This is a genomic window from Rhizobium sp. AP16 (genome assembly GCF_000281735.1).
Classification (GTDB): Bacteria; Pseudomonadota; Alphaproteobacteria; order Rhizobiales; family Rhizobiaceae; genus Rhizobium; species Rhizobium rhizogenes.
This window is the reverse complement of sequence record NZ_AJVM01000073.1, coordinates 40,468-66,502: the sequence shown is the minus strand read 5'-3', so window position 1 is coordinate 66,502 and position 26,035 is coordinate 40,468. Positions and strand designations below refer to the sequence as shown.

Genomic DNA, 26,035 nt, shown 5'->3' with positions numbered 1-26,035 from the left:
GTCTCCTTGCTGGACCTTCGGAGCCTATGACTGCAATAATGCAATTACATGCAGTAAATTTGCTGAAGAAAGCTGCAAAAGTGCACGATATCGACTGGAACGATCTGCGTTATGTTCTCGCTCTGGCGCGGGGCGGCTCCTTTGCGGCGGCGAGCCGGGAGATCAAGACGGACGCAACGACGGTCGGCCGCCGCTTGCGGATATTGGAGGAAAAGTTCGGTGCGGCGCTTTTTCAGCGCGACGCGGGTGGCGTAATGACACCGACGCCGGCGGGCGACATTGTCGTGGCGCGGGCTGAGGCGGTCGAGGCGGAGGTCATGGCGCTTTCAGGGGCGCTGGAGGCGGCGGATATCACAGCGCTCGGCAAGGTACGCCTGACGGCGCCGCCTTCCTTCATTAGCCGCCTGTTGATCCCGGCTACGGCCGAGCTTCTGTCACAGCATTCCGGGTTGCAGCTCGAACTCATCGGCGATGCCCGCAATTTCAATCTGACCCGCCGTGAGGCGGATATGGCGATCCGTCTTGCCCGTCCCTCCGATATCACCAACAGCAAAGTCGTGGCGCGGCGGATCGCGAGCCTTGACTACGCAATCTACGTCGCGGCCGGGAAACAGGATGATGCGGAAAGACTTCCCTGGCTGGTTTATGAGGAGGGGATGACGCATTTGCCGCATGTCCGCTGGATCGCCGAACAGGCAGAAAAATCGGGTGCCGCCGCTCTCGCCGTGAATGATGCGGAAGCCCTGCTTCAGGCCGCCGTCGCCGGATTGGGCCGGGCGCTGTTGCCCAAAATTCTGGCCGAACGTGTCGAGGGGCTTTATCGCGTCGACACCGATGATAGGAGCTTGCCCGTGCGGGAAGTATGGCTGCTGACGCATGCCGAGCTTCGCAACGCTATCAGGATCAGGGCGGTTGCCGGGTGGTTGGATCGGGTGTTTCACCGCTCGAAACCCGAAGAAATCTAGGCGCGACGAGAGGCGACGGAAATGCCGCCCCTCGATCTGTTGCAATCCGGCTTATTTGCCGTGCTTCTTCAGCCAGGCGTTCATGCCCTTGATTTCGGCTTCCTGCGCCTTGATGACGTTTTCCGCCAGTTTGCGCAGTTCCGGATCCTTGCCATATTTGAGCTCGATCTTGGCCATGTCGATGGCGCCCTGATGATGCGGGATCATGCCACGGACGAAATCCGTGTCAGCATCGCCGCTATAGGTGAGCATCATGTTGCTGTGCATTTTACCCATGGCATCGTTGAACGCTTTGCTGGATGCGCCCTGGTCGCCCATCGGCTTGCTCATATCCATGCTTTTCATGTCTTCGGCGAGGGTGGGGAGCGAGAACGCAAGCGCAAGAGCGCCGGCGAGGATGATGGATTTGGAAATAGACATGTGAGTTCCTTCCGTTTCGGAACGGTATCTGAATTTCTGGCGAAGGGTCGCTTCGCAAGTGGGATGAAGTCAGATGCGTATCAGGCGAAGCGGGGAGGCGGTGCCGTCGGCGCGGGACGGGAATCGGCAAGCCGTTGGCCATGCGTGGGTGCCGGATAGGTGAATGCCAGCACGCGGCCGTCATCCAGCGTCAGTGAAGGCGCAACGGCAAGACAGGCCGCACAGGATGGCACATGCGCCATGCCGCCGGCGCAGGGATTGTCCGGCTTCTTGTCCGCTTGCTTGGTCATCGCGCTATGATCGGCCATGCCATGCATGCCGGCCATAGTGTCATCCATGCTCATGCTGGCGGTTACCGACATCGTCATCTCGGAATCGCAAATCGGACAGGCCGCCAACGCCGGCATGGCGCCGTAGATCAGCCAGGCAATCAGCATTGTCAGAGTGGCGAAGAGGCGCATGGGCAAACCCTAAGTGCATGCCTGTGAAAGGCAAGTGCAAATTGCACTGAACCGATCCTGGCGCGGTATCAAGGCAGTAATTTGACCTCTTCCAGGATTTCGACAGGGGGAAATCCGATGTAATCGGCAATGTCGAACGTCACGGCAAATCTTGCCGGTGTTTCAGCCGCCCATCTCAGCGCCGCCGCAGCTGCCTCCTTCGGAATGTTCATGGCGATCGTGCAGTGCGACCGCCAATGGCTGGGACGATAATGCTCATGACACAGCATCGGGTCGATCTCCCGATGAATAGCCTGGTGCATGCGGCGCAAGACGCTGTCATCGACCGGCCGTGCCCAAAGCACCAGCGTCTCATTTGGGAAATGGTGGATGCCTGAAAACTCCACCGAGATTGACGGAGTGTCGCGAAAGACTTTTCGCACGACCTCAAGGGGCTGTTCCGGTGCGATATCTCCGTAGATGGCAAGCGTCAGATGCGGTGGGTAATTCAAAGCCTGCATCGACGGGGCGGTTTCAAAGCGACTGGCTTCGCGCCAGAGATCGAGGACGGGGGTCGCCGTATCGTTCGTGCATTTCAGGCTGATTGCGTAGGCCACGGCTTTTCTATCCTTGATCTTCACCATAACACGCTGAACACGCCGTAGAGGCTGCTGCTCAACGATAGACGTCGCGACGGTTCCCGATTTCGACGACCAGTACGACTAGCCGGCTATCCTGCAGGTCGCAGATGATCCGATAGTCACCAACCCGATAGCGCCAATAGTTTCCCAGTCGTGCACCCTGCAAGGCATCACCGACTTGGCGTGGGTCATGCAGGCTTGAAAGGCGCTCTTCCAGGAACGTTCTTATTCTGCTGCGAGTCTTTGGGTCGAGTTTTTCAACAAATTTGCGGGCCGATCGGGCATACTCAATTGTCCAAGCCACGCCAGAATTCCTCGGAGCTTATGATCTCGTCTTCGCCGTTCTTGATCCGCTCCATGGCCCGCTCAGCCAGATACACATCTTCCAGATCGTCCAGATGTGCTTCGATGGCCTGACGGATATAATAGGTCGCTGTGCGGCCAGTGCGTTCGGCCAGAGCCTGCAGGCGCTCATAGGTCTCATCCGGCAGGCGGATGGCTGTTTGCTTGCTCATTGAAGCGGCTCTCGGAAAGGGTTGGGATGCGTGTATCCCAAATATAGGGAGTTCGCATCGGTTTGTCACCGTCAGTTTTGTCCGATTTGACCACTGACAACATACAACAATCCTTGCCGCATCCCGCCCAATCCGCTAGTTAACCGCCACTGTTCCCGTACCGGATTACCCTACAGATGAGCGACAAACAGAAGAAACCGCAAAAGCTCAAGGCCCGCCTGCCGCGTGGCTTTGTCGATCGTTCGGCGAGCGATATTCGCGCCGTCAACGAGATGACTGCTAAGATCCGGGCAGTTTACGAGCATTATGGCTTCGATCCGATGGAAACACCGCTGCTTGAATATACCGATGCGCTTGGCAAATTCCTGCCCGACAGCGACCGTCCGAACGAGGGCGTGTTCTCGCTGCAGGATGATGACGAGCAGTGGATGTCGCTTCGTTACGACCTGACGGCGCCGCTTGCCCGTCATGTCGCGGAGAATTTCAACGAGATCCAGCTTCCCTATCGCACCTATCGCGCCGGCTACGTCTTCCGCAACGAGAAGCCGGGTCCGGGCCGTTTCCGCCAGTTCATGCAGTTCGACGCCGATACGATCGGCGCGCCCGGCGTACAGGCCGATGCCGAAATGTGCATGATGATGGCCGACACGCTGGAGGCTCTGGGTATCAAGCGTGGCGACTATCTCATCCGCGTCAATAACCGCAAGGTCCTCGACGGCGTTCTCGAAGCGATCGGCCTCGGAGGCGACGACAAGGCCGGTCAGCGCCTGAACGTGCTGCGCGCCATCGACAAGCTCGACAAGTTCGGCCCGGAAGGAGTCGCGCTGCTGCTCGGTCCCGGCCGTAAGGATGAGTCCGGCGATTTCACCAAGGGTGCCGGGCTCAATGCCGAGCAAATCGACAAGGTGCTCTTTTTCGTCGGCATCAAGGATTATGCCGAAAGTGCCGCACAGCTCGCCGAGCTGGTCGCCGGCACGTCCAAAGGCGGCGAAGGCGTCGAGGAGTTGAACTTCATCGGCAGCCTCGTCACCAGCGCCGGCTATCAGTCCGACCGCATCAAGATCGATCCCTCCGTCGTGCGCGGCCTCGAATATTATACCGGCCCCGTCTACGAGGCCGAACTCACCTTCGACGTCACCAATGAAAAGGGCGAGAAGGTCGTCTTCGGCTCCGTCGCCGGCGGTGGGCGTTATGATGGGCTGGTGTCGCGCTTCATGGGGCAGCCGGTTCCGGCAACTGGCTTCGCTATCGGCGTGTCGCGCCTGATGACAGCCTTGAAGAACCTTGGCAAACTCGGCCAGGACGAGGTGATCGCGCCGGTACTCGTCACCGTCATGGACGGCGATGTCGAGGCCATGGGCCGTTACCAGCGCTTTACGCAGCAGCTGCGCGCCGCCGGCATTCGCGCCGAGATGTTCCAGGGCAACTGGAAGAAGTTCGGCAACCAGCTGAAATATGCCGACCGCCGCGGCTGCCCGATTGCCATTATCCAGGGTGGCGACGAGCGTGCCGAGGGCGTCGTGCAGCTCAAGGACCTGATCGAAGGCAAGCGTCTCTCCGGCGAGATCGAGGACAATGCCAGCTGGCGCGAAGCCCGCGTTGCGCAGGAGACTGTGCCTGAGGCCGATCTGGTCGCCAAGGTGCAGGCGATTTTGGCGGCGCAGGCGGAAGATCGCAAGAGGGCGGAATAAATGCCCCTGATCGATCTTCCCGATTTCGCCGGTGATCTCATTGCCGAATTTGCCGCCCGCAGGACGGATCGGGTTGACACGCCGATCATCCAGCCGGCCGAGCCGTTTCTCGACATGGCGGGCGAGGATCTGCGCCGCCGCATCTTCCTGACCGAGAGCGAGACCGGCGCCAGCCTCTGCCTGCGTCCAGAATTCACCATTCCCGTCTGCCTGCAGCATATAGAGACCGCCACCGGCACGCCGAAGCGCTATTCCTATCTCGGCGAGATCTTTCGCCAGCGTCGCGAAGGCGGCCATGAGTTCTATCAGGCCGGCATCGAGGATCTCGGCGATCGCGATATCGCCAGCGCCGATGCCCGCGCTATCGGCGATGCCATCGCCATTCTCAACCGGTTGGTGCCCGGCAAGGCGCTGGCGGTTACGCTAGGCGATCAAGCCGTATTCGAGGCTGTCGTGCAGGCGCTTGGCCTGCCGTCCGGCTGGCAGAAGCGGTTGATCCATGCCTTCGGAAATATGACGCAGCTTGAAACCCTGTTGGCGCGCCTCGCAAGCCCGCAGCCGGTCACCGGCCTCGATCCGCATGCGCTCGATTTCCTGACGCGCGGCGACGAGCAGGGGCTGGTCATGCACATCGACAGCACCATGCAGGCAACCGGCTATTCCACCAATGCCAGCCGCTCGCCGCTGGAAATCGCCCGCCGTCTGCGCGAAAAGCTGGTCCTGTCGGAAACCCGTCTCGACGACGAGGCCTTCCGCGTCCTGGAAGAGTTCCTGTCGCTGAGCGTACCGCTCGCCGACGCTTCCTCGGCGCTGGCCGGATTTGCCGATGCCGCCGGGCTGAAGCTCGGGACTGCGCTTGAGCGTTTCGACGCCCGCGTCGCTGCCCTTGCCAATGCCGGCGTCGACGCCGGCTCTATCGACTATCGCGCCGCCTTCGGCCGTCCGCTCGACTATTATACCGGTCTCGTTTTCGAGGTGACGGTGGAGGGATCGGCGGCGGTACTCGTCGGCGGCGGTCGTTTTGATCGGCTGCTGACACTGCTCGGCGCAAAAGACCATATTCCGGCCGTCGGCTTCGCGCTCTGGCTCGACCGGATCGAAACCGCGAGGGCGGCCTGATGACCATCACCATTGCGCTTCCCTCCAAGGGTCGGATGAAGGACGATTGCTCCGCGATCTTCGAACGCGCCGGCATGCCCATCGTCGCCGTCGGCAATGACCGCTCCTATCGTGGCCGCATCGAAGGCTGGGATGATGTCGAGGTAGCCTTCCTGTCTGCCTCGGAAATCTCGCGCGAGATCGGCAATGGCAGTGTCGATTTCGGCGTTACCGGCGAGGATCTGGTGCGCGAAGGCCTCGCGGATGCCGACCGTCGCGTCGAATTCTGCGCTCGCCTCGGGTTCGGCCACGCCGATGTCGTGGTCGCCGTGCCGGATATCTGGCTCGATGTCGATACCATGGCCGATCTTGGCGACGTCGCCGCCGATTTCCGCACCCGCCATGGTCGCAGGCTGACGGTTGCCACCAAATACTGGCGGCTGACGCAGCAGTTCTTCTCCAGCCAGCATGGCATCCAACTCTATCGCATCGTCGAGAGCCTGGGGGCAACCGAAGGTGCGCCGGCTTCCGGCTCGGCCGATATCATCGTCGATATCACCTCCACCGGCTCGACGCTGAAGGCAAACCACCTGAAGATCCTCTCCGACGGCATCATCCTGCGCTCCGAGGCCTGCCTTGTGCGTGCGCGCAAGGAGAACCACGAGGGCGATCCCATGGTTCAGCGCATTATCGCTGCGGTGCAAAATGCGGGACCGAAGAGCAGCGATACCTGACGAATAGCACCTTGCTTGTCTGCTTCCGATTGCGCTTCCTATGCTTCGATAAGCTCGCTGGCTGACGTATAGCGAGCCATCCTGGCATTCGTCACGCCTCCCTGACGCTCTCATAGCCGACCGCTTTGGCCACCTTCACCAATTTCCGGTCGAAGGTAACGAAGCCCTCGCAATGTGCTGATCGGCCGAGATGCAGCGCGTCGGCGAAATCCATCCCTTTTTCGGCCAGTTCGAGCGCTGCCGCGACAAGGGCGGCGTCCTCCACCGTCACGGTGGGAAGGCCGCCGAAGGCTCTCAGTGCGCGAGCGACGTCGGTCGGGCGATAGCCGTATGTGCTGCGCAGTACCCATTCAACTTCGAGCACGACGGTAGCGGCCACGAAGATGGCCTGGCCGTCAACGATCCCCCGGGCACTCGGGGATTGTTCGGGATGATCGCCGGTCAGGTAGCGAACGATCAGATTGGTATCAATAGCGATCATGGCGGCGTTGGGCTTCGGCCAGCACGCCGGCCTCCATGTCTTCGAGGGATTTCGGCTCGCCCTTGAAGGGCAGCAGTCCAAATACCTCATCCGGCCGAGTCGCGGCGAAGGCGGGTGCCAGCTTCAACAGCACGCCGTCCGCAGTTTCTTCGACGATCAGCCGCGTACCGGCATCCCATTCGTGCCGTTGGCGTATGGCTTTCGGCAAGATGACTTGTCCCTTGGTCGAGACGGTCGTGATGATCTGTTCGGCGTGCGCCATCGACCTGAATCCTTGGTGTAAGACAAAAGTAAGATAGTCTCGATTGTATCACGCTTCAAGGCCGAACCTCGTTTCATCGATACAGTCACGAAAAAGCCCGCCGTTGAAACGGCGGGCTCTTTTGGTCTGGGAGGTATCTGGCGATCAGGCGGTAGCGTAGGTGCCGCGGCGTGCGTCGAGCGAATAGACGCCCGGGCCGTTGGTGGCGAGCATGATGTAGGCGCCGGCGAGCGTGACGTTCTTCAGGAAGTTGACGAAGTTCAGTCCGTTGATCCAGCCATTGGCGGCGGCCGGGAAATCCGGAACGTTGACGGTCGGCAGGTGGAAGACGATGCCGGTGAAGATGCAGAAGGCGGCAAGCAGCCAGCCGACGATGCGGATCTGGAAGCCGAGGAGAACGCAGACGCCGGTGATGAATTCGAAGGCGCCGGCGAGATAGGTGAGAAGCGTGGCGGCGGGCATGCCGGCGCCAGCGATCATGCCGGCGGTGCCGGCCGGATCGGTCAGCTTGCCGAAGCCGGCGAAGATGAACATGAAGGCGAGCAGGATGCGCGCCACGAGGATGATGACATTATTGGTGTTGGACATGACGGTCTCCGGTAAGGGTGGTCGGCACTGTGAGTGACGATTTCTGGAACCATCTATTCGCGATTTCGCTGTGGTTGGAAAGATAAACAACTGCGCACGATTAGTTCACTATTGTTGAACAGTGACACTCTTCGATCACTCTTCCCATCCACGCGCTATCGGTTATGGTGGCGCGAATTCACTGCCAAATCATAATTTTCGGAAGGAAACCCCTTATGGCCGATCTCTCCTCATTTCCGATCACAAAGCGCTGGCCTGCCAGCAATCCTGACATCATCCAGCTCTACTCTCTGCCGACGCCGAACGGCGTCAAGGTTTCGATCGCGCTCGAGGAACTCGAACTCCCCTACGAGCCGCATCTGATTTCCTTCGGCACCAACGACCAGAAATCGCCGGAGTTTATTTCGCTGAACCCGAACGGTCGCATTCCGGCGATCATTGATCCCAATGGTCCCGGCGGCAAGCCGATCGGCCTGTTCGAATCCGGCGCCATCCTCGTCTATCTCGCCGAAAAGACCGGCAAGCTCATCCCCAAGGATGCTGCCGGGCGCTACGAAGTGCTGCAATGGGTGTTCTTCCAGATGGGTGGCATCGGCCCAATGTTTGGCCAATTCGGTCACTTCTTCAAATTCGCCGCCGACAAGGTCGCCAACAATTCCTATCCGGTGGAACGCTACCGCGATGAGGCCAAGCGTCTGCTCAGCGTCCTGGAAGACCGCCTGAAGGGTCGTCAGTGGATCATGGGCGACGAATACACCATCGCCGACATCACCACCTTCCCCTGGGTTCGCGGCGTCGACGTCTTCTACGGCGGCCGCGAGGTTCTTGAGCTCGCCAGTTTCCCATCTGTCATGGATTGGGTCGAGCGCTCGACTGCCCGCCCGGCAAGCCAGCGCGGGCTGAATATTCCGAAGCGGGATTGATGTTGAACTTATCTGCGTGAGATCGAAGGCCGGTCCGAAAGGATCGGCCTTTTGCGTCCAGGCCTCTACTGCCGAGCCGCCAGCTGGCTGCCCGGCTCCAGCTTGAAGCGCGGGAACAGGAAGACGCCCACCATGCTGCCGGCGTGTTTCCCTTCCGTACCGATCGACTCGCCGACGCAGAAGATCGGCTGGCGATGCCCGGAGCTGCCAAGCACCATGGTGGAATAGCAGAAGCTGGAGGAGGTGGTCGCCGCCTGCTCGAACAGGTCGAGGATACGGGCGCGGTCATTGGCGTCGTAGCAATGCATCAGGCTCAACAGGCCGCATTCCGATGAGGTCAGCCCATGCAGCATGGTGCTCCACTGGCCGAGCTTGATGATGCCGCTCGCCAGATCGCCGGTCCAGCCTTCGGTGACGCAGAACTGCGCCAGAAGATCGGGATCGTGACCGTCGAACTCCAGAGATCCCGGAGCAAAAGGTGCGGCAAGGCTGGCTTTGGCGATCTTGAACAAGATGTTCCCCAACTTGAGGCGCGGGTTCCCCTGCGCGCGCTTCAATCGAAATTCCATGCACTATTGGGCGGAGCGGCGCTCCGCATATTGCCACAGCTACGGGCTGGCGAAGCCACCTCCGCGCCAAATCCATCCGCTGTAGGCGTACTTTCGGACCGCCAACTTAGTTCACCAAGTTAACTTAAGTAATAAATCTAGGCGTATTATCTATCAAAAAGGTTATGATCATACCCAATTGCGCATCATGCGCTGAAATCAAGTAGAAATCATACTTTTATCAGCAATCCCCACTCAAATCGCTGCGCTGCGATTTATAGGAGCTTTTCCGAAAACAGCAATGGGGCAAACTCTGTAAATTCCCACAGGTATGAAATCTTATGTTGCAAGTATCGTAACCGCTTTGACTCAAATAAAAAGGGCGGCCCGAGAGCCGCCCTTCGTCAATTCCGGATGCCGGATTGAACAGTCGTAATAAGGCTAAGGCCTTATTACATCATGTCCATTCCACCCATGCCGCCCATGCCGCCTGGCATGCCGCCAGGAGCGTCCTTCTTCGGCAGCTCGGCAATCATGGCTTCGGTGGTGATCAGCAGCGAAGCAACCGAAGCTGCGTCCTGCAGAGCCGTGCGAACGACCTTGACCGGGTCGACGATGCCCATGGCGATCATGTCGCCGTAGACGCCCGTCTGAGCGTTGTAGCCCCAGTTGTCTTCGTTCTTGTCGAGGATCTTGCCGACAACGATGGAGGCTTCATCACCAGCGTTTTCAGCGATCTGGCGGCAAGGAGCCTGCAGAGCGCGACGAACGATGTTGACGCCGGCTTCCTGGTCGTCGTTTTCACCCTTGACGGTGATCTTAACGGAGGAGCGCAGCAGAGCCGTGCCGCCGCCCGGTACGATGCCTTCCTGAACAGCAGCGCGCGTCGCGTTCAGAGCGTCGTCGATGCGGTCCTTCTTTTCCTTGACTTCGATTTCCGTCGAGCCGCCAACGCGGATAACGGCAACGCCGCCAGCGAGCTTGGCAAGACGTTCCTGCAGCTTTTCGCGGTCGTAGTCAGAGGTGGTTTCTTCGATCTGAGCCTTGATCTGGGCAACGCGGCCTTCGATGTCGGACTTCTGGCCAGCACCGTCGACGATCGTGGTGTTTTCCTTGGAGATCGAAACCTTCTTCGCGCGGCCGAGCATGTCGAGCGTAACCGACTCAAGCTTGATGCCGAGGTCTTCGGAGATGACAGTGCCGCCCGTCAGGATGGCGATGTCTTCCAGCATGGCCTTGCGGCGGTCGCCGAAGCCCGGAGCCTTGACGGCAGCGATCTTCAGACCACCGCGCAGCTTGTTGACGACGAGCGTAGCAAGAGCTTCGCCTTCGACGTCTTCAGCGATGATGAGGAGCGGCTTGCCGGTCTGAACGACGGCTTCCAGAACCGGAAGCATGGCCTGCAGGTTCGAGAGCTTCTTCTCGTGGAGCAGGATGAACGCGTCTTCGAGGTCGGCGATCATCTTTTCCGGATTGGTCACGAAGTAGGGGCTGAGATAGCCGCGGTCGAACTGCATGCCTTCGACGACTTCGAGTTCGGTTTCGGCGGTCTTGGCTTCTTCAACCGTGATGACGCCTTCGTTGCCGACCTTCTGCATGGCTTCAGCAATATCGAGACCGATCTGCTTTTCGCCGTTTGCGGAGATGGTGCCGACCTGTGCGACTTCTTCCGAAGTGTTGATCTTCTTGGCCTTGGCCTGGAGATCCTTGACGACTTCAGCAACGGCGAGATCGATGCCGCGCTTCAGGTCCATCGGGTTCATGCCGGCTGCAACTGCCTTGGCGCCTTCGCGAACGATGGCCTGGGCGAGAACAGTTGCGGTCGTGGTGCCGTCGCCGGCGATGTCGTTGGTCTTCGAAGCAACTTCGCGGACCATCTGGGCGCCCATGTTTTCGAACTTGTCTTCGAGTTCGATTTCCTTGGCGACGGTGACGCCGTCCTTGGTGATGCGCGGAGCGCCGAAGGACTTGTCGATAACGACGTTACGACCCTTCGGGCCGAGCGTGACCTTCACTGCGTCAGCGAGGATGTCGACGCCACGAAGCATCTTTTCGCGGGCGCTGCGGCCGAATTTTACTTCTTTAGCTGCCATTGTTTGAAACTCCTGAATTCGCGTTGTCCGGGTTTATGGCCCGTCAGCTGTATCGGAAAAGGGGAACCGGCTAGATTAGCCGATGATGCCCATGATGTCGGCTTCCTTCATGATCAGAAGGTCTTCGCCGTTGAGCTTGACTTCGGTGCCGGACCACTTGCCGAACAGAACGCGATCGCCAACCTTGACGTCGAGTGCTACGACCTTGCCGGATTCATCGCGGGCGCCAGAGCCGACGGCGACGATTTCGCCTTCCTGCGGCTTTTCCTTGGCGGTGTCCGGAATGATGATGCCACCCTTGGTCTTTTCTTCAGACTCGACGCGACGAACGACGACACGGTCATGAAGGGGGCGGAAATTGGTGCTTGCCATTGTCTAATCCCTCGATCAAATGACTTCACGGATCAGCGGGGGATCCGTATGGGGCTTGCTAGCACTCAGCCTCGGCGAGTGCTAGCGACGGAGATTTAGGGTTGGGCTCCAAACGAGTCAAGGACGCTCGTGACGAATTTTTCAGCAAAAAGCGAAGGCAGAGAGCGTTGACTGGCACGGCCGGAGTTTCGACGACGGGCGACATAGCGCCTAAACCGGTCTTTTCTGAGGCTATACGCGTCTGGGCGCGTATCGGTATTCTGAGCTTCGGCGGCCCCGCCGGGCAGATCGCGCTGATGCATCGCGTTCTGGTCGACGAGAAGCGCTGGATCGATGAGGAGCGCTTCCTGCATGCGCTGAGCTACTGCATGCTGCTGCCGGGACCGGAGGCACAGCAGCTTGCCACCTATATTGGCTGGCTGCTGCATGGTTGGCGCGGTGGCTTGGTTGCGGGGCTCCTGTTCATCCTGCCGGGCTTTGCCGTCATCCTGGCGCTGTCGGCCTTCTATGCGCTGTTTCACGACACCAACCTGCTGGCGATCGTCTTCTTCGGCATCAAGGCCGGCGTGTTGGCAATCGTGCTGCAGGCACTGATGCGGCTGAGCAGCCGGGCGCTGAAGATGCGGTTTCACGTCGGTGTCGCCATCGCCAGCTTCGTGCTGCTGTTCGTCTTCGACCTGCCGTTTCCGCTTGTGGTGCTTCTGGCCGGTCTTGCGGGCTACGGCCGGGTGCTCCACCGCGCCTACCGCGACGATCAATGGCGACCGCGATTGCCTCGGTTTTCGCTTGCGGGCACCGGCAAAAGCCTTCTGCGAAGTGTCCGCATGCGGAAAACCCTTCTCACCCTTTTTTGCTGGCTGGCGATCTGGCAGGCGCCGCTATTGCTGATCCACGGTTTGGACGGGCCGAAGGATATCGTTGCCGAAACCTTGAGCGGCGAAACCAATGTCTTCGGCGCGATCTTCTCCTTTTTCTCCCGCATGGCGGTCGTTACCTTCGGCGGCGCCTATGCGGTGCTGGCCTATGTGGCGCAGACGGCCGTGCAGCACTATGCCTGGCTGAAGCCGGGCGAGATGCTGGACGGGCTGGCGCTGGCGGAGACGACGCCGGGGCCTCTGGTGCTGGTTCTCTGTTTCGTCGGCTTCATGGCCGGCTTCCGTAATCCCTTCGGCTTTGATCCGCTGACGGCAGGCTTCCTCGGCGCCAGTCTCGCGGCCTGGGCGACGTTTGCGCCGAGCTTCCTCTTCATCTTTGCCGGCGCGCCCTATATCGAGCGGCTGCGCGGTCACGCCGGTCTGTCGGCCGCCCTTGCCGCCATCACGGCGGCGATCGTCGGCGTCATGGCCAATCTGTCGCTCTGGTTCGGCCTGCATGTGCTCTTTGCCGATGTCGGCCGGCTGGTCCTTTGGAGCCGCCGCGTCGGGGTTCAGGGCGGCGACTACGTCAATGTCCCGATTGCCGGCATCGCCTGGCCGGCCTGGGCGACGCTTGATGTCTCGGCGCTGCTGCTTTTCACGCTCGCCGTCGTGCTGGTCTTCCGCCAGAAGGCAGGCGTGGCGACCGTGCTCGGCGTCTCCGCTCTGGCCGGCTGTCTGCTCCGCCTTGCCGGTTGAAGCGCATGCGGCGCTTGTGCAATGCAAAAACCTGCGCTGCGCTCTTGTAATTTGCCGGCCGGTTTGCGATGTCAGCCCTTGATTTCTTTGAGTGCGAGGACTGCATGGGCAAGCGTATCGAAAGCTTTCGCGAGATCGGCGGACATTATGATGTCGCGCTCTGCGATGTCTGGGGTGTGCTGCACAATGGCGTCTCCGCCTATCCGGACGCGCCTGCCGCGCTCGAGGCGGCACGCGGCAAAGGCCTGACCGTCGTCCTCATTACCAATTCGCCCCGCGTGGCACCCAAAGTGGTCGAGCAGTTGCGCCAGATCGGCATTTCCGACAGCGCCTATGACCGCATCGTTACCTCCGGCGACGTCACCCGCCGGCTAATCGCTGAGGGACCGAAGAAGGTCTTCCTGCTCGGGCCTGAGCGCGATATCGGCATTCTCGAGGGGCTGGACGTGGTGCGCGTCGAAGCGGAGGAGGCCGAGGCCATCGTCTGCACCGGCTTCTTCGACGACGAAACTGAAACGCCCGACGACTACACCGACATGCTGACGGCCTGGGCCGCCCGCAAGGTGCCGTTGATCTGCGCCAATCCCGATCTCGTGGTTGAGCGCGGCCACCGCATGATCCCTTGCGCCGGCGCCATGGCTGCTTACTACGACCGCCTTGGCGGCGAGACGCGGATTGCCGGCAAGCCGCATCAGCCGATCTACGATGCTTCGATCGCAGCCGCCCGCGAAGTGCGTGGCGAGTTCCCGCTGTCGCGCGTCGTTGCTATCGGCGATGGCATGCCGACCGACGTGCGCGGCGCGCTCGATTATGGTCTCGATCTTCTTTATATCAGCCATGGCATCCATGCCCGCGAATATGTCGTCGACGGTCACACCGACGAGGCAGCGCTTGGCGCCTTCCTGGCGCGCGAACAGGCGTCGCCGAAGTGGTGGATGCCGCGCCTTGTCTGAGGAGAGTGGTAGCCGATGACCGTTTTCCATCGCAACGAAACCCGCGAGCCGCTGCCCGACACTCTGAAGGGCGGCGTCATCGCCATCGGCAATTTCGACGGCGTGCATCGCGGCCATCAATCCGTGCTCGATCGCGCGCTGGAGATTGCCCGGGAGCGCGGCGTGCCGGCGCTGGTCCTGACCTTCGAGCCGCATCCGCGCACCGTCTTCAAGCCCGACCATCCGGTTTTCCGCGTGACGCCCGCGCCGCTGAAGGCACGCCTCCTCGAAGCGATGGGTTTTAACGCCGTCATCGAATATCCCTTCGATCGGGCCTTTTCGCAGCGTTCCGCCGATGAGTTCGTCCATTCGATCCTAATCGACTGGTTGCATGCGTCGGAAGTCGTTACCGGCTTCGATTTCCATTTCGGCCATGATCGTCAGGGCGGCCCGGCCTTCCTGATGAACGCCGGCAGCAAGCATGGTTTCGGCGTGACGCTGATCGACGCCTTCCGCGATGAAAATGCCGACGTGGTCTCATCGAGCCGCATCCGGACATTGCTCACCGAAGGGGAGGTGGCCGAGGCCGCCGGCCTGCTTGGTTATCGCTATACGGTCGAGGCCGAAGTGATCGGCGGCGAACAGCTTGGCCGCACGCTCGGCTTCCCGACTGCAAACATGCGGCTGCCGCCCGAAGTGGAGCTGAAACCCGGCATCTACGCCGTGCGCTTCCGTGCCGCCGATGGCATCATCCGCGATGCTGTCGCCAGCTATGGCCGGCGTCCGACGGTAACCGACAACGGCGCACCGCTGCTCGAAACCTTCGTCTTCGACTTCAGCGGCGATCTCTACGGCCAGATCTGTTCCGTTTCCTTCTTCGGCTATCTCCGCCCCGAACTGAAGTTCGACGGCCTCGATCCGCTGGTGGCGCAGATCAGGAAGGACGAAGAAGAGGCGAGGGCGCTGCTCGCCGGCGTCCGTCCGCTCGGCGACATCGACCGGGCCATCGCCTTTTCCTGAGGTTGCGCAAAGGGTTGGGTGGGTAAAGTTTACCGCGAAGCCGCCGCTTTTTGCCTTGAGTCAACCGTCATCGTTTTCCGCCCTTTGTCATTGCCCGTGCGGCTTGGCTCTACGCTCGAATTCGGGCGTGCATGCAGCGCCGCTGACGGGCTGTTGAATTCGTGTCCGACACGGGTCATGGTTCGTGGCCGGTTCTTGGGAGGGACAATCGTTGACACTGCGCCATCAGATCATCGCGCTTGCGCTCGTACCTCTCGTTTTTTCTATTCTGGCTATTACCGCCTTCATTACCTGGCAATCGGCCAACCTCACTAGGAGCAATATCGAGACGTTCGAACAAAACATGCTGAAGGCGAAAGAGGCGGAAATAGTCAACCTTACAAACCTCGCTGTGTCGGCCATCCAGGTGATCTATCGGGACGCAAAGCCGGACGACCAGGCGGCGAAGGACAAGGTTGCGGCGATCCTGACGTCACTTGACTACGGTGCGGACGGATATTTTTTCGTCTACGACTATGACGGAAACAATGTCGTCCACCCGCGCGAGGGTTTTCGCAACGGGCGCAATTGGCTCGATTTGACCGATCCGGACGGTGACAAGGTCATCGCCGAACTTATCAAGACGGCCAAAGGCGGCGGCGGCCTGCACCAGTACAAATGGGAGAAGCCTTCCAGCGGCCATATTGCCGATAAACTGTCATTTGTGGTCAGCCTTGATAAATGGCACTGGGTTGTCGGAACCGGCGTCTATCTGGACGATATTTTCACTCAGACTGCGGCGGCCAATGCCGGCATGCGGGCAAACATAAAAAGAACCTTCATCGTCGTCATACTGATTGCCGTTCCTGCCGTTCTGGTCGTTTTCACGACCTGCATGCTGCTGACGTTCCGCGAGCGGCGGATGGCCGATAGTCGGCTCAAGGAGCTGACGCAAAGAGTGATCGATACCCAGGAGGAGGAGCGCGCACGTCTTGCCCGCGAATTGCACGACGGTGTGTCGCAGAATCTCCTTGGAGTGCGCTACGTCATGGATCTCGCCAGCCGCAAGGTCAGAAACCAGGTTGATGATGCCGCCACGACGATCGAGAAGGGGGTGGATGCCCTCAATAGCGCTATCAAGGACATCAGGCGGCTTTCGCATGATCTTCGCCCCCGCGTGCTCGATGATCTCGGTTTGACAGCGGCACTGACCGCACTCGCGGACAATTTCGCTGAGCGGACCGGGATTGCAACGGAGATCGAATCCGTAGGCTTCTCCAGCATGGTAAAGCCTGAAGCCAGCACCGCACTCTATCGTGTCGCACAGGAGGCTTTGAACAATGTCGAACGTCATTCCGGCGCGACGCTTCTCGCGATCAAACTTTGGAGTGAGCGGGGGCGTGCACGCTTGAGGATTTCGGACAATGGCACGGGCTTTGAGGCTGCGGGAGAAGGCAAGGGAGGGCTTGGGCTGAGGAACATGCAGGAACGCATGGCGCATTTCCATGGTCTCCTTCTCGTTCAAAGCACGGCTGACGGCACGACACTGACGGCGATGTTGCCAAAATCGGCCAATGCTGCGCCGGGCACAAGGGTGGATGCCGCATGACAATAGACAGGATCAGCGTTCTCCTGATCGACAATCATCCCGTAGTGCTCGATGGACTGAAAGCTGTGCTCGAGACCTTTGACCATATCGAGGTGGTTGGTACGGCAAGCCTTGCGCAAATCGGCTTGGAGATAGCGCGACAGAGGCGCCCACAAGTGACTTTGATGGATATCAACATGCCGAAGCTCAGCGGTATTGATGCCATCGAACTGTTTCGTCGCGAGCTTCCGGATACGCGGATCGTGATGCTGTCCATGCACGATAGCCGCGAATACATCTCCTCGTCGATCATGCACGGTGCAGTCGGATATATTCTCAAGGACGTGTCGACGGACGAAGTCGTCTGCGCGATTGAGACCGTGGCGAGTGGCGGAACTTATTTTTCGTCGGGTGTTCGCGACATATTGATGGCGGACGAGGCAGGAATGGAAGCCAGCCCTCTTACGCCACGTGAGCATCACATTCTGGGTTTGATCGTCACAGGCAGAAGCAATCGCGAGATTGCCGAAGAGCTCGGGATCACGCCTGCGACGGCCGAAACGCATCGCAAGAACTTGAAGAGGAAGCTCGGCATTGCAACGACAGCCGGGCTGATCCGCTACGCCCTTGACCACGGGATCGCGACGAGAGTGGTCTAGTGGTCGTCTCTACCCACTAATGGGTAGGCCTCGGTACTTCGCATGTGAGACTATCTTGTCCAAGCGGCAGGCTCGCCCTAGGACTTCACCAGCGGCTGGCCGATGGCCGCCGCCGGGAGGAATTTACATCCGTCAGTCCGTTTCCGCATAGCCAGAAGCGCATTGGCTTCGGCGCGCCAGTATTCCATACTGCGATCACGGCCCGACGCACCGCCTTCCACTCTGACAACTGCAACGAGGCGGCGCCTGCGCACCGCTTGGGAGGTATCGGAAATGGATAAACGCTTTGGGACGGCGGCCTGCTGGCTGCTCGTCATTCCCTATATCGGCCTGCTCTGGGTCCCCTTCTATAACAGTCATGATCCGGTTCTCTTCGGTTTCCCCTTCTTCTATTGGTACCAGCTTGCCTGGGTGCCCATCACCGCTTTCCTGACCTGGATCGCCTACCGGAGCATGCGCCATGATGACTAATATCGACCCGACGGCACTTGCCGTCTTCATCTTCTTCATGGTGCTGGTAACCGTCATGGGCTTTGTTGCCGCGCGTTGGCGCAGGCCGAAGACCCTTGCCCATATCGACGAATGGGGCCTTGGCGGCCGCAACTTCGGCACCTGGATCACCTGGTTCCTCGTCGGCGGTGATTTTTATACCGCCTATACCGTCATTGCAGTTCCGGCCCTGGTTTACACGGTCGGTGCCTATGGCTTCTTCGCGCTGCCCTATACGATCGTCGTCTATCCCTTCGTCTTCATGGTGATGCCGCTTCTCTGGAGGCGGGCGAAGGATCATGGCTACGTCACGGCGGGCGATGTCGTGCATGGCCAATATGGTTCGCGGGCGCTCGAGCTGGCGGTTGCCGCGACCGGCGTCATCGCCACCATGCCCTATATCGCCCTGCAGCTCGTCGGTATGACGGCGGTGTTCAAGGCTCTGGGGCTTCATGGCGAATTCCCGCTCGCCGTCGCCTTCATCATCCTGGCGCTTTACACCTATTCGGCCGGCCTTCGCGCCCCGGCGCTGATCGCCTTCGTCAAGGACATCATGATCTACATCGTGGTGATCGCGGCCATTGCGCTCATCCCGGCAAAGCTTGGCGGCTACGCCAACGTCTTCGCCTCCGCCGATGCCGCTTTCCAGGCCAAGGGGGCCGGCAGCCTGGTGCTTGGTGGCAACCAGTATGTCGCCTATGCGACGCTGGCGCTCGGCTCGGCACTGGCGGCCTTCATGTATCCGCATACGCTGACCGGCATTTTCGCCTCCAACAGCGGCAACACCATCCGCAAGAACGCGGTGATGCTGCCGGCCTACACGCTGCTGCTCGGCCTGCTGGCCCTGCTCGGCTATATGGGCCACGCGGCGAACCTGAAGTTGGATAGCCCCAACGATGTCGTGCCAGCGCTGTTCCAGTCGCTGTTCTCCAGCTGGTTTGCCGGTTTCGCCTTCGCCGCCATCGCGATTGGTGCATTGGTGCCGGCAGCCGTGATGAGCATTGGCGCCGCCAATCTCTTCACCCGCAACTTCTGGAAGGCTTACATCAATCCGCAGGTTTCCGATGCCGGCGAGGCAAAGGTCGCCAAAATGACCTCGCTCGTCGTCAAGGTCGGCGCGCTTCTCGTCATCATCTTTCTGCCGACGCAGTTCGCGCTCGATCTGCAATTGCTCGGCGGCATCTGGATCCTGCAGACGCTACCGGCCCTGGTCTTCGGCCTCTATACCAAGTGGTTCCGCGCGCCGGCTCTGCTTGCCGGCTGGGTCGTCGGCTTCTTCGGCGGCACCTATCTCGTCTGGGATGCCGGCTGGAAGCCGCTGCACATGGTCTCCCTCGGAGATACGAGCTTCACCGTCTACACGGGACTGCTGGCGCTGGCCGCCAATATCGTCGTGTCGGTGATCCTCAATGCGGTCATGCCGGCGCGGGCGACCGCACGCGCCTGATCGGACCGGCTCCTCAATCGGCCGCGGGCGGAAACGCCCGCGGCTTTTCTGTGCCTTGTGGCGGTGGATTCCTCTTCCTTTCCGCTCAAAAAGCGCTTATGAACCGCCCATTATGACCCAATTTCGGCTGAGCCTATCGATACGAATTATTGGCCCGGCCTTCCGCGCGCTTTAAGCTGCCGGAAGGTCCGGGTTCTTGGCGCCCGTTCCCGAGGCGCTACCGCCGCCGAAAAAATCCCCCTATGGCTGCGCCTTCTTGGCGCGATATGCCCGAGACGCCGAGGCAATTGTCTGAACCATGACCGATACCGCTGAAAAACTCGACTATTCGAAGACCCTCTACTTGCCCGAGACCGATTTCCCGATGCGTGCGGGCCTGCCGCAGAAGGAGCCGCAGCTGGTCAAGCGCTGGCAGGAGATGGATCTCTACAAGGCGCTGCGTGCGTCGGCTGCCGGCCGTGAGAAGTTCGTGCTGCATGACGGCCCGCCCTATGCCAACGGTAACATCCACATCGGCCACGCGCTGAACAAGATTCTCAAGGACGTCATCACCCGCTCGTTCCAGATGCGCGGCTATGACAGCAACTACGTTCCGGGCTGGGATTGCCATGGCCTGCCGATCGAGTGGAAGATCGAGGAAAAGTACCGCGAGAAGGGCAAGAACAAGGACGAGGTTCCGGTCAACGAATTCCGCCAGGAATGCCGTGACTTCGCCGCCGGCTGGATCAAGATCCAGTCCGAGGAGTTCAAGCGTCTCGGCATCGTCGGCGATTTCGACAATCCGTACCTGACGATGAACTTCCACGCCGAATCCCGCATCGCCGGTGAATTGCTGAAGATCGCCAAGACCGGTCAGCTCTATCGTGGTTCGAAGCCGGTCATGTGGTCGGTGGTCGAGCGCACGGCGCTGGCCGAAGCCGAAGTCGAATATGCCGATGTCGAGAGCGACATGATCTGGGTGAAGTTCCCGGTCGTCGAAGGTCCGGCAGCACTTGCCGACGCCTTCGTCGTCATCTGGACCACGACCCCCTGGACGATCCCCGGCAACCGGGCGATCGCCTATTCGTCGCGGGTCTCTTATGGCCTCTACGAAGTGACGGAAGCCGCCAATGATTTCGGTCCGCGTCCGGGCGAAAAGCTGGTCTTCGCCGACAAGCTCGCCGAGGAAGCCTTCACCAAGGCAAAGCTGCAATACAAGCGTCTGGGCGACGTGACCGCCGAGGACTTCGGTGCGATCATCTGCGCCCATCCGCTGGCCTCGCTCGGCTACGACTTTAAGGTTCCCTTGCTCGACGGCGATCACGTCACCGACGATGCCGGCACCGGCTTCGTGCACACCGCACCGAGCCACGGCCGCGAGGACTTTGACGTCTGGATGGCCCATGCCCGCGCGCTGGAAGCCCGGGGAATCTCGCCACGTATCCCGTTCCCGGTCGATGACGCCGGCTTCTACACCGCCGATGCCCCCGGCTTCGACGGCGGCCGCGTCATGGACGACAACGGCAAGAAGGGCAATGCCAACGATCTGGTCATCAAGGCCCTGATCGAGACGAACACGCTCTTCGCCCGCGGACGCATGAAGCATTCCTATCCGCATTCCTGGCGCTCGAAGAAGCCGGTCATCTTCCGCAACACGCCGCAATGGTTCGTCTATATGGACAAGGACCTTGCCGACGGCACGACGCTGCGCTCGCGCGCGCTCAAGGCGATCGACGATACCCGCTTCGTGCCCGCCACTGGCCAGAACCGCCTGCGCGCCATGATCGAGCAGCGCCCGGATTGGGTGCTCTCGCGCCAGCGCGCCTGGGGCGTGCCGATCGCGATCTTCGTCGACGATGACGGCGAGATCCTGCAGGACGATGCCGTCAACGCCCGCATCCTCGAAGCTTTCGACGCGGAAGGGGCTGACGCCTGGTTTGCCGAAGGCGCGCGCGAGCGCTTCCTTGGCGAAAAGGCCAACGAGCCGTGGACGCAGGTCATGGATATCCTCGACGTCTGGTTCGACTCGGGCTCGACCCATACCTTCACGCTGGAAGACCGCCCGGACCTGAAATGGCCGGCCGATCTTTATCTCGAAGGCTCCGACCAGCATCGCGGCTGGTTCCACTCGTCGCTGCTCGAAAGTGCGGCGACGCGCGGTCGCGCACCTTACGATGCCGTCCTCACCCATGGTTTCACCATGGATGAGAAGGGCGAGAAGATGTCGAAGTCCAAGGGCAACGTCACGTCGCCCCAGGAGGTGATGAAGGATGCCGGCGCCGATATCCTGCGCCTCTGGGTCATGACCTCGGACTACGCGGAAGACCTGCGCGTCGGCAAGGCCATCATCCAGACCAATGTCGACGCCTATCGCAAGCTGCGCAACACCATCCGCTGGATGCTCGGCACGCTGGCGCACGACAAGGGCGAGGTGATCGCTTACGCCGATATGCCGGAGCTGGAGCAGCTGATGCTGCACCGTCTGGCCGAGCTCGATGAGCTCGTGCGCGAAAGCTACGACGCCTTCGACTTCAAACGCATCGCCCGCGCCCTCATCGATTTCTCGAATGTCGAGCTTTCGGCCTTCTATTTCGATGTCCGCAAGGACGCGCTTTATTGCGATGCTCCGTCGAGCCTGCGCCGCCGCGCGGCCCTTGCCGTCATCCGCACGATCTTCGATTGCATGGTGACCTGGCTTGCGCCGATGCTGCCGTTCACGACGGAAGAGGCCTGGCTGTCGCGCAATCTGTCGGCGGTCTCGGTGCATCTCGAGCAGTTCCCCGCCGTTCCCGCCGAATGGAAGAACGAGGCGCTGGCCGAGAAGTGGAAGAAGATCCGCGCCGTGCGCAGCGTCGTCACCGGTGCTCTGGAAATCGAGCGCAAGGACAAGCGTATCGGCTCCTCGCTGGAAGCTGCTCCTGTTGTCTACGTCGCCGATCAGGAGCTTCTGAAGGCGCTGGAAGGGCAGGATCTGGCCGAGATCTGCATCACCTCCGGCATCACCGTCAATGGTGGCGAAGGGCCTACTGATGCCTTCCGTCTGGATGATGCCGCCAAGGTAAGCGTCGTGCCGGCATTGGCCGAAGGTCGCAAATGTGCCCGTTCCTGGCGCATCACCACCGATGTCGGGTCCGATTCGGAATATCCCGACGTCTCGGCACGCGATGCCGCGGCCCTGCGTGAACTCGCGGCCGTCAACTGAAGAAAATTGCCGGGTGAATTGCCTTCGAGGCGTTCATCCGGTAAAAGCTGCCTGAAAATGGCCCGATTTTTGCGGCAGTTGGCATGAATTGGGGTCTGCTATAGATGTACCGGCATGGCTGGGAAGGGTTTTCATGAGAGCGATGCATAGGGTTCGTGTTGGCGTCAGCTTGGCGGCACTCGTGGTTGGCTGCGGTTTGATGTCCGGCTGCTTGAGCAGCCCGAGCTACGGCACGGACAAGACTGCCGGCGTGCAGCTTCTCGACGACCTCGGCGACATCGCCTCCGTTTCGGCCGCCACGCCGAAGGACAAGGGCGTGACCTACCCGAACCGCCCCGGTCTGGTTCTGCCCGCTGCAAACCAGAGGGAAGCGCTGACCGCGCCGCAGCAGACGCTGGCGAGCAAGGATAACCCGGCTTGGCTCGAATCGCCGGAAGACGCGCGCAAGCGTCTGGCTGAAGAGGCCGACCAGAACAAGAATGACGTCAATTATCGCTCTCCGCTCGCTCAGGCCGACAGCGGCCGCAACCGCAAGACGGAAGTAGAGCAGACGGCAGCCTATCGTGCCGCGCGTCAGGATCAGGCCGGCACCTACGATCAGCGCCGCTATCTGATCGATCCGCCGCAGCAGTATCGCCAGGTCTCCGACCCGGCCGCGCTGAGCGATGTCGGCACGCCCGAAAGCAAGAAGGAAAAGCAGCGCAAGAAGGACGCCGAGGCAGCGCAGCAGTCCAACAGCAGCAGCTGGTGGAAGCCGTTCCAATAAGTCTTTCCGAGCATGAAGCGGCGGCCTGAACCGCCGCTTTTTTAGTCTTCCTGCCGTTTCAGTTGGAAGAATTCCCTGAGAATGTCGGCCGCATCTCGTTCGGCAATACCCGAATAGACCTCCGGCGCGTGATGGCAGGTCGGCTGGCGATAGAAGCGCACGCCATTGTCCACTCCGCCACCCTTCGGATCTTCCGCGCCGTAGTAGAGGCGGCGGATGCGGGCAAATGAGATGGCCGCCGCGCACATGGTACAAGGCTCCAGCGTCACATAGAGATCGGCGCCCGTCAGGCGCTCCTGGCCGAGCGCCTCGCAGGCGATGCGGATCGCGGCGATTTCGGCATGAGCGGTGACGTCGTTGAGCTCGCGGGTGCGGTTGCCAGCCTTGGCGATGACGGCATTGTCGAGCACGAGGACGGCACCGATCGGCACTTCACCACGCGCTCCGGCGCTGCGTGCTTCGGCGAGCGCCAGCTTCATGAAGTGATTTGTATTCGCCATTTAAGATTTTCCACTTAACCGCAGGGGCGTGACCTGATAGGAACACGCCTTAAAAATTCAGGCAAACAACAAATGACAATGAATGACAAGCCCAAGCGGCCTGGGCCAAAACCCTTTACCCGCGACACCAAGACGAAGCCGGCGATGAAACGCGACGACGCCAAGCCGCTGAAGGCAGCGCCTGCCAAGGCGGCGGCTGAGACCGAAGGCGGCGATGGAAAGGCCGAGCGCATTTCCAAGGTGATGGCGCGCGCCGGCGTGGCGTCCCGCCGCGACATCGAGCGCATGATCATGGACGGCCGTGTGCGGCTGAACGGCGTACTGCTGGACAGCCCGGTCGTCAACGTGACGCTCGCCGACAAGATCGAAGTGGATGGCATGCCGATCCGCGGTATCGAGCGCACGCGCCTGTGGCTCTACCACAAGCCGGCCGGCCTGGTGACCACCAATGCCGATCCCGAGGGACGCCCGACCGTCTTCGACAATCTGCCGGAAGAATTGCCGCGCGTCATGTCGATCGGCCGTCTCGACATCAACACCGAAGGCCTGCTGCTGCTCACCAATGACGGCGGCCTTGCCCGCGTTCTGGAACTGCCGACCACCGGCTGGCTGCGCCGCTATCGCGTGCGCGCCCACGGCGAGATCGATCAGGACGCGCTCGACAAGTTGAAGGAAGGCATCGCCGTTGACGGCGTGCTCTATGGCTCGATCGAAGCAACGCTCGACCGCACGCAGGGCTCCAACGTCTGGATCACCATGGGTCTGCGCGAAGGCAAGAACCGCGAAATCAAGAACGTGCTCGGCGCGCTCGGCCTCGAGGTCAACCGGCTGATCCGCATTTCCTACGGCCCGTTCCAGCTCGGTGATTTGCCGGAAGGCCGGGTGCTGGAAGTGCGCGGCCGCACGCTGCGCGATCAGCTCGGCCCCCGTCTGGTCGAAGACGCCAAGGCGAATTTCGATGCGCCGCTCTACAACGCCTCGGCGCCCGCCGGCGAGGATGAAGCTGAGGCCAAGCCGGAGCGTGCCGCGAAAGAGGAACGCCCGAGGCGCGACCGCGAGCGCCCCGAGGATAAGCGCGAACGCGCCTTGGGTCGTCTCGACACCAAGCGCGACGATCGTCGTGACGAAGGACGCCGCGAAGGCGGCCATAAGGAAGACGACCGTCCGAAGCGGCCACCGCTCGGCGCGCGCCGCAACGCCAATGTCTGGATGGCGCCCGGCGCCCGTCCGCTCGGCGAGAAGGCTGCCGCGAAAGCGGCCAAGAATACCAGGACTGCCGCCAAGCGCGGTGAGCCCGAGCGCCCACAGCGTAGCGGCTACGACCGTCCGGGCGAAGGCCCGCGCGTTCGCGTCAACCGCGTTGCCGAGGCGGATGGGGAATGGATCCGCTCGAGCGAAGAAGCACCGCGCACGGGGCGTGGCGATGACGACGGTTTCGACCGCAAGCGCTCCGACCGTCCCCGTGGCGATCGCCCGCCGCGCGGCGACCGTCCTTTCGGCGACAAGCCCCGTGGTGATCGCCCCTATGGTGATAAACCTCGTGGAGATAAGGCATTTGGCGATCGTTCGCGCGGCGAACGCGGCTCGCGGCCAGAGGGTAGTGATCGCCCCCGTGCGAAATCATTCCAGGGCGAAGCACGCTCGGAACGTCCTCGTGGCGATCGCCCCTTCGGTGATAAGCCGCGCGGTGACCGCCCTTATGGCGACAAGCCCCGTGGCGATCGTGCGTTCAGCGATCGTCCCACTGGCGACCGTCGGCCGCGCGCCGAGGGTGACGAGCGTCCACGCGCCCGGTCTTTCGATGGCGAGCAGCGCTCGGAACGTCCTCGCGGCGATCGCCCATTCGGTGATCGGCCGCCGCGTGGAGACCGCCCGCAGGGTGATCGGCCGGCCGGCAAGTCTTTCGGCAAGAAGCCGGGCGGCGGCAAGTCCTTTGGTGGCGGCAAACCGGCTGGAAAGCCCGGCGGTGCACGCGGCTTCTCGGGCAAGCCCGGTGGCGCTGGACGTCCGTCCGGTGGTGCTGGCCGGAGTGGTCCGAGCCGTGGCGGCCCCGGCAAGGGCGGCCCCAAGGGCGGAAAGGGTTAACGCGC

At 61.2% G+C, this 26,035-nt stretch carries 27 protein-coding genes; 15 read left to right on the top strand and 12 right to left on the bottom strand.

What is annotated here, in order from left to right:
* Nucleotides 1-59 precede the first annotated feature (59 nt).
* Nucleotides 60-965 (top strand): LysR family transcriptional regulator, encoded by a 906-nt coding sequence (locus PMI03_RS24555; RefSeq protein ID WP_234905323.1) that lies wholly within the window; start codon nt 60-62, stop codon nt 963-965.
* 51 nt (nt 966-1,016) lie between these two features.
* Here PMI03_RS24555 and PMI03_RS24550 read toward each other — a convergent pair whose 3' ends face one another.
* From PMI03_RS24550 to PMI03_RS24535, 5 genes are all read right to left on the bottom strand, one after another.
* Nucleotides 1,017-1,385 (bottom strand): DUF305 domain-containing protein, encoded by a 369-nt coding sequence (locus PMI03_RS24550; RefSeq protein ID WP_007699866.1) that lies wholly within the window; start codon nt 1,383-1,385, stop codon nt 1,017-1,019.
* An 80-nt stretch (nt 1,386-1,465) separates the two neighbouring features.
* Entirely contained in the window at nt 1,466-1,846 is a 381-nt protein-coding gene (locus PMI03_RS24545; protein ID WP_007699863.1) for a hypothetical protein, read from the bottom strand.
* A 68-nt stretch (nt 1,847-1,914) separates the two neighbouring features.
* Nucleotides 1,915-2,469 carry a 2'-5' RNA ligase family protein gene (locus PMI03_RS24540; protein WP_178132482.1) on the bottom strand — a complete coding sequence of 185 codons (555 nt, stop codon included), beginning with the start codon at nt 2,467-2,469 and terminating at the stop codon, nt 1,915-1,917.
* 31 nt (nt 2,470-2,500) lie between these two features.
* Nucleotides 2,501-2,770 carry a type II toxin-antitoxin system RelE/ParE family toxin gene (locus PMI03_RS31195; protein ID WP_007699858.1) on the bottom strand — a complete coding sequence of 90 codons (270 nt, stop codon included), beginning with the start codon at nt 2,768-2,770 and terminating at the stop codon, nt 2,501-2,503.
* Entirely contained in the window at nt 2,754-2,981 is a 228-nt protein-coding gene (locus PMI03_RS24535) for a DUF6290 family protein (protein ID WP_007699854.1), read from the bottom strand. The genes PMI03_RS31195 and PMI03_RS24535 overlap by 17 nt, the downstream gene beginning before the upstream one ends.
* A gap of 176 nt (nt 2,982-3,157) precedes the next feature.
* Here PMI03_RS24535 and hisS point away from each other — a divergent pair, with 176 nt between their 5' ends.
* Genes hisS through hisG form a run of 3 tightly spaced genes read left to right on the top strand, consistent with a single transcriptional unit; the run spans nt 3,158 to nt 6,504 of the window.
* Nucleotides 3,158-4,672, top strand: a complete 1,515-nt coding sequence (gene hisS, locus PMI03_RS24530; RefSeq protein WP_007699851.1) for a histidine--tRNA ligase — start codon at nt 3,158-3,160, stop codon at nt 4,670-4,672.
* Nucleotides 4,673-5,791, top strand: a complete 1,119-nt coding sequence (locus tag PMI03_RS24525; RefSeq protein ID WP_007699848.1) for an ATP phosphoribosyltransferase regulatory subunit — start codon at nt 4,673-4,675, stop codon at nt 5,789-5,791. It begins immediately after the preceding gene.
* Nucleotides 5,791-6,504: an ATP phosphoribosyltransferase gene (gene hisG / locus PMI03_RS24520; protein WP_007699845.1), complete on the top strand. Its 714-nt coding sequence runs from the start codon at nt 5,791-5,793 to the stop codon at nt 6,502-6,504. The genes PMI03_RS24525 and hisG overlap by 1 nt, the downstream gene beginning before the upstream one ends.
* A gap of 91 nt (nt 6,505-6,595) precedes the next feature.
* Here the strand turns inward: hisG and PMI03_RS24515 are convergent, their stop codons facing one another.
* The 3 genes from PMI03_RS24515 to PMI03_RS24505 form a co-directional block, all read right to left on the bottom strand.
* On the bottom strand, nt 6,596-6,985 hold the full coding sequence (locus PMI03_RS24515; protein ID WP_007699842.1) for a type II toxin-antitoxin system VapC family toxin: 390 nt from the start codon (nt 6,983-6,985) through the stop codon (nt 6,596-6,598).
* Nucleotides 6,972-7,247 carry an AbrB/MazE/SpoVT family DNA-binding domain-containing protein gene (locus PMI03_RS24510; protein WP_007699840.1) on the bottom strand — a complete coding sequence of 92 codons (276 nt, stop codon included), beginning with the start codon at nt 7,245-7,247 and terminating at the stop codon, nt 6,972-6,974. Before PMI03_RS24510 ends, PMI03_RS24515 begins: the two co-directional genes overlap by 14 nt.
* A gap of 144 nt (nt 7,248-7,391) precedes the next feature.
* Complete coding sequence (locus PMI03_RS24505) at nt 7,392-7,835, bottom strand: DoxX family protein (protein WP_007699838.1); 444 nt, start codon at nt 7,833-7,835, stop codon at nt 7,392-7,394.
* Nucleotides 7,836-8,050: 215 nt separating this feature from the next.
* On the opposite strand from PMI03_RS24505, the gene PMI03_RS24500 reads away from it, so the two are divergent.
* The gene (locus PMI03_RS24500) at nt 8,051-8,758 is read left to right on the top strand and encodes a glutathione binding-like protein (protein ID WP_007699836.1); all 708 of its coding nucleotides are present in this window, start codon (nt 8,051-8,053) and stop codon (nt 8,756-8,758) included.
* Nucleotides 8,759-8,823: 65 nt separating this feature from the next.
* Here the strand turns inward: PMI03_RS24500 and PMI03_RS24495 are convergent, their stop codons facing one another.
* The 3 genes from PMI03_RS24495 to groES form a co-directional block, all read right to left on the bottom strand.
* Nucleotides 8,824-9,327 carry a hypothetical protein gene (locus PMI03_RS24495; protein WP_007699833.1) on the bottom strand — a complete coding sequence of 168 codons (504 nt, stop codon included), beginning with the start codon at nt 9,325-9,327 and terminating at the stop codon, nt 8,824-8,826.
* A 431-nt stretch (nt 9,328-9,758) separates the two neighbouring features.
* Complete coding sequence (groL, locus tag PMI03_RS24490; RefSeq protein WP_007699824.1) at nt 9,759-11,399, bottom strand: chaperonin GroEL; 1,641 nt, start codon at nt 11,397-11,399, stop codon at nt 9,759-9,761.
* A gap of 75 nt (nt 11,400-11,474) precedes the next feature.
* On the bottom strand, nt 11,475-11,771 hold the full coding sequence (groES, locus tag PMI03_RS24485) for a co-chaperone GroES (RefSeq protein ID WP_004109735.1): 297 nt from the start codon (nt 11,769-11,771) through the stop codon (nt 11,475-11,477).
* A gap of 167 nt (nt 11,772-11,938) precedes the next feature.
* Between groES and chrA the strand changes: the two genes are divergently transcribed.
* The 9 genes from chrA to PMI03_RS24440 all read left to right on the top strand — a co-directional run bounded on the left by chrA (nt 11,939) and on the right by PMI03_RS24440 (nt 23,445).
* Nucleotides 11,939-13,384 (top strand): chromate efflux transporter, encoded by a 1,446-nt coding sequence (chrA, locus tag PMI03_RS24480; RefSeq protein ID WP_007699821.1) that lies wholly within the window; start codon nt 11,939-11,941, stop codon nt 13,382-13,384.
* 104 nt (nt 13,385-13,488) lie between these two features.
* Nucleotides 13,489-14,337, top strand: coding sequence for a TIGR01459 family HAD-type hydrolase (locus PMI03_RS24475; RefSeq protein WP_007699819.1), 849 nt, complete (start codon nt 13,489-13,491; stop codon nt 14,335-14,337).
* 15 nt (nt 14,338-14,352) lie between these two features.
* On the top strand, nt 14,353-15,336 hold the full coding sequence (locus PMI03_RS24470) for a bifunctional riboflavin kinase/FAD synthetase (protein ID WP_007699815.1): 984 nt from the start codon (nt 14,353-14,355) through the stop codon (nt 15,334-15,336).
* A gap of 211 nt (nt 15,337-15,547) precedes the next feature.
* On the top strand, nt 15,548-16,924 hold the full coding sequence (locus PMI03_RS24465) for a cache domain-containing protein (RefSeq protein WP_007699811.1): 1,377 nt from the start codon (nt 15,548-15,550) through the stop codon (nt 16,922-16,924).
* Nucleotides 16,921-17,562 carry a response regulator transcription factor gene (locus PMI03_RS24460; RefSeq protein ID WP_007699807.1) on the top strand — a complete coding sequence of 214 codons (642 nt, stop codon included), beginning with the start codon at nt 16,921-16,923 and terminating at the stop codon, nt 17,560-17,562. The genes PMI03_RS24465 and PMI03_RS24460 overlap by 4 nt, the downstream gene beginning before the upstream one ends.
* A 273-nt stretch (nt 17,563-17,835) precedes the next feature.
* Nucleotides 17,836-18,033: a DUF3311 domain-containing protein gene (locus tag PMI03_RS24455; protein WP_007699805.1), complete on the top strand. Its 198-nt coding sequence runs from the start codon at nt 17,836-17,838 to the stop codon at nt 18,031-18,033.
* Nucleotides 18,023-19,498 carry a monocarboxylate uptake permease MctP gene (mctP, locus tag PMI03_RS24450; protein ID WP_007699802.1) on the top strand — a complete coding sequence of 492 codons (1,476 nt, stop codon included), beginning with the start codon at nt 18,023-18,025 and terminating at the stop codon, nt 19,496-19,498. Before PMI03_RS24455 ends, mctP begins: the two co-directional genes overlap by 11 nt.
* Before the next feature lie 298 nt (nt 19,499-19,796).
* Nucleotides 19,797-22,679 (top strand): isoleucine--tRNA ligase, encoded by a 2,883-nt coding sequence (gene ileS, locus PMI03_RS24445; RefSeq protein ID WP_007699799.1) that lies wholly within the window; start codon nt 19,797-19,799, stop codon nt 22,677-22,679.
* Nucleotides 22,680-22,812: 133 nt separating this feature from the next.
* Complete coding sequence (locus tag PMI03_RS24440) at nt 22,813-23,445, top strand: hypothetical protein (RefSeq protein ID WP_007699796.1); 633 nt, start codon at nt 22,813-22,815, stop codon at nt 23,443-23,445.
* A 41-nt stretch (nt 23,446-23,486) separates the two neighbouring features.
* Here the strand turns inward: PMI03_RS24440 and PMI03_RS24435 are convergent, their stop codons facing one another.
* Nucleotides 23,487-23,945 carry a nucleoside deaminase gene (locus PMI03_RS24435; RefSeq protein ID WP_007699793.1) on the bottom strand — a complete coding sequence of 153 codons (459 nt, stop codon included), beginning with the start codon at nt 23,943-23,945 and terminating at the stop codon, nt 23,487-23,489.
* Between the two features lie 72 nt (nt 23,946-24,017).
* On the opposite strand from PMI03_RS24435, the gene PMI03_RS24430 reads away from it, so the two are divergent.
* Nucleotides 24,018-26,030, top strand: a complete 2,013-nt coding sequence (locus tag PMI03_RS24430) for a pseudouridine synthase (protein WP_007699790.1) — start codon at nt 24,018-24,020, stop codon at nt 26,028-26,030.
* The last annotated feature ends 5 nt before the right edge of the window (nt 26,031-26,035 follow it).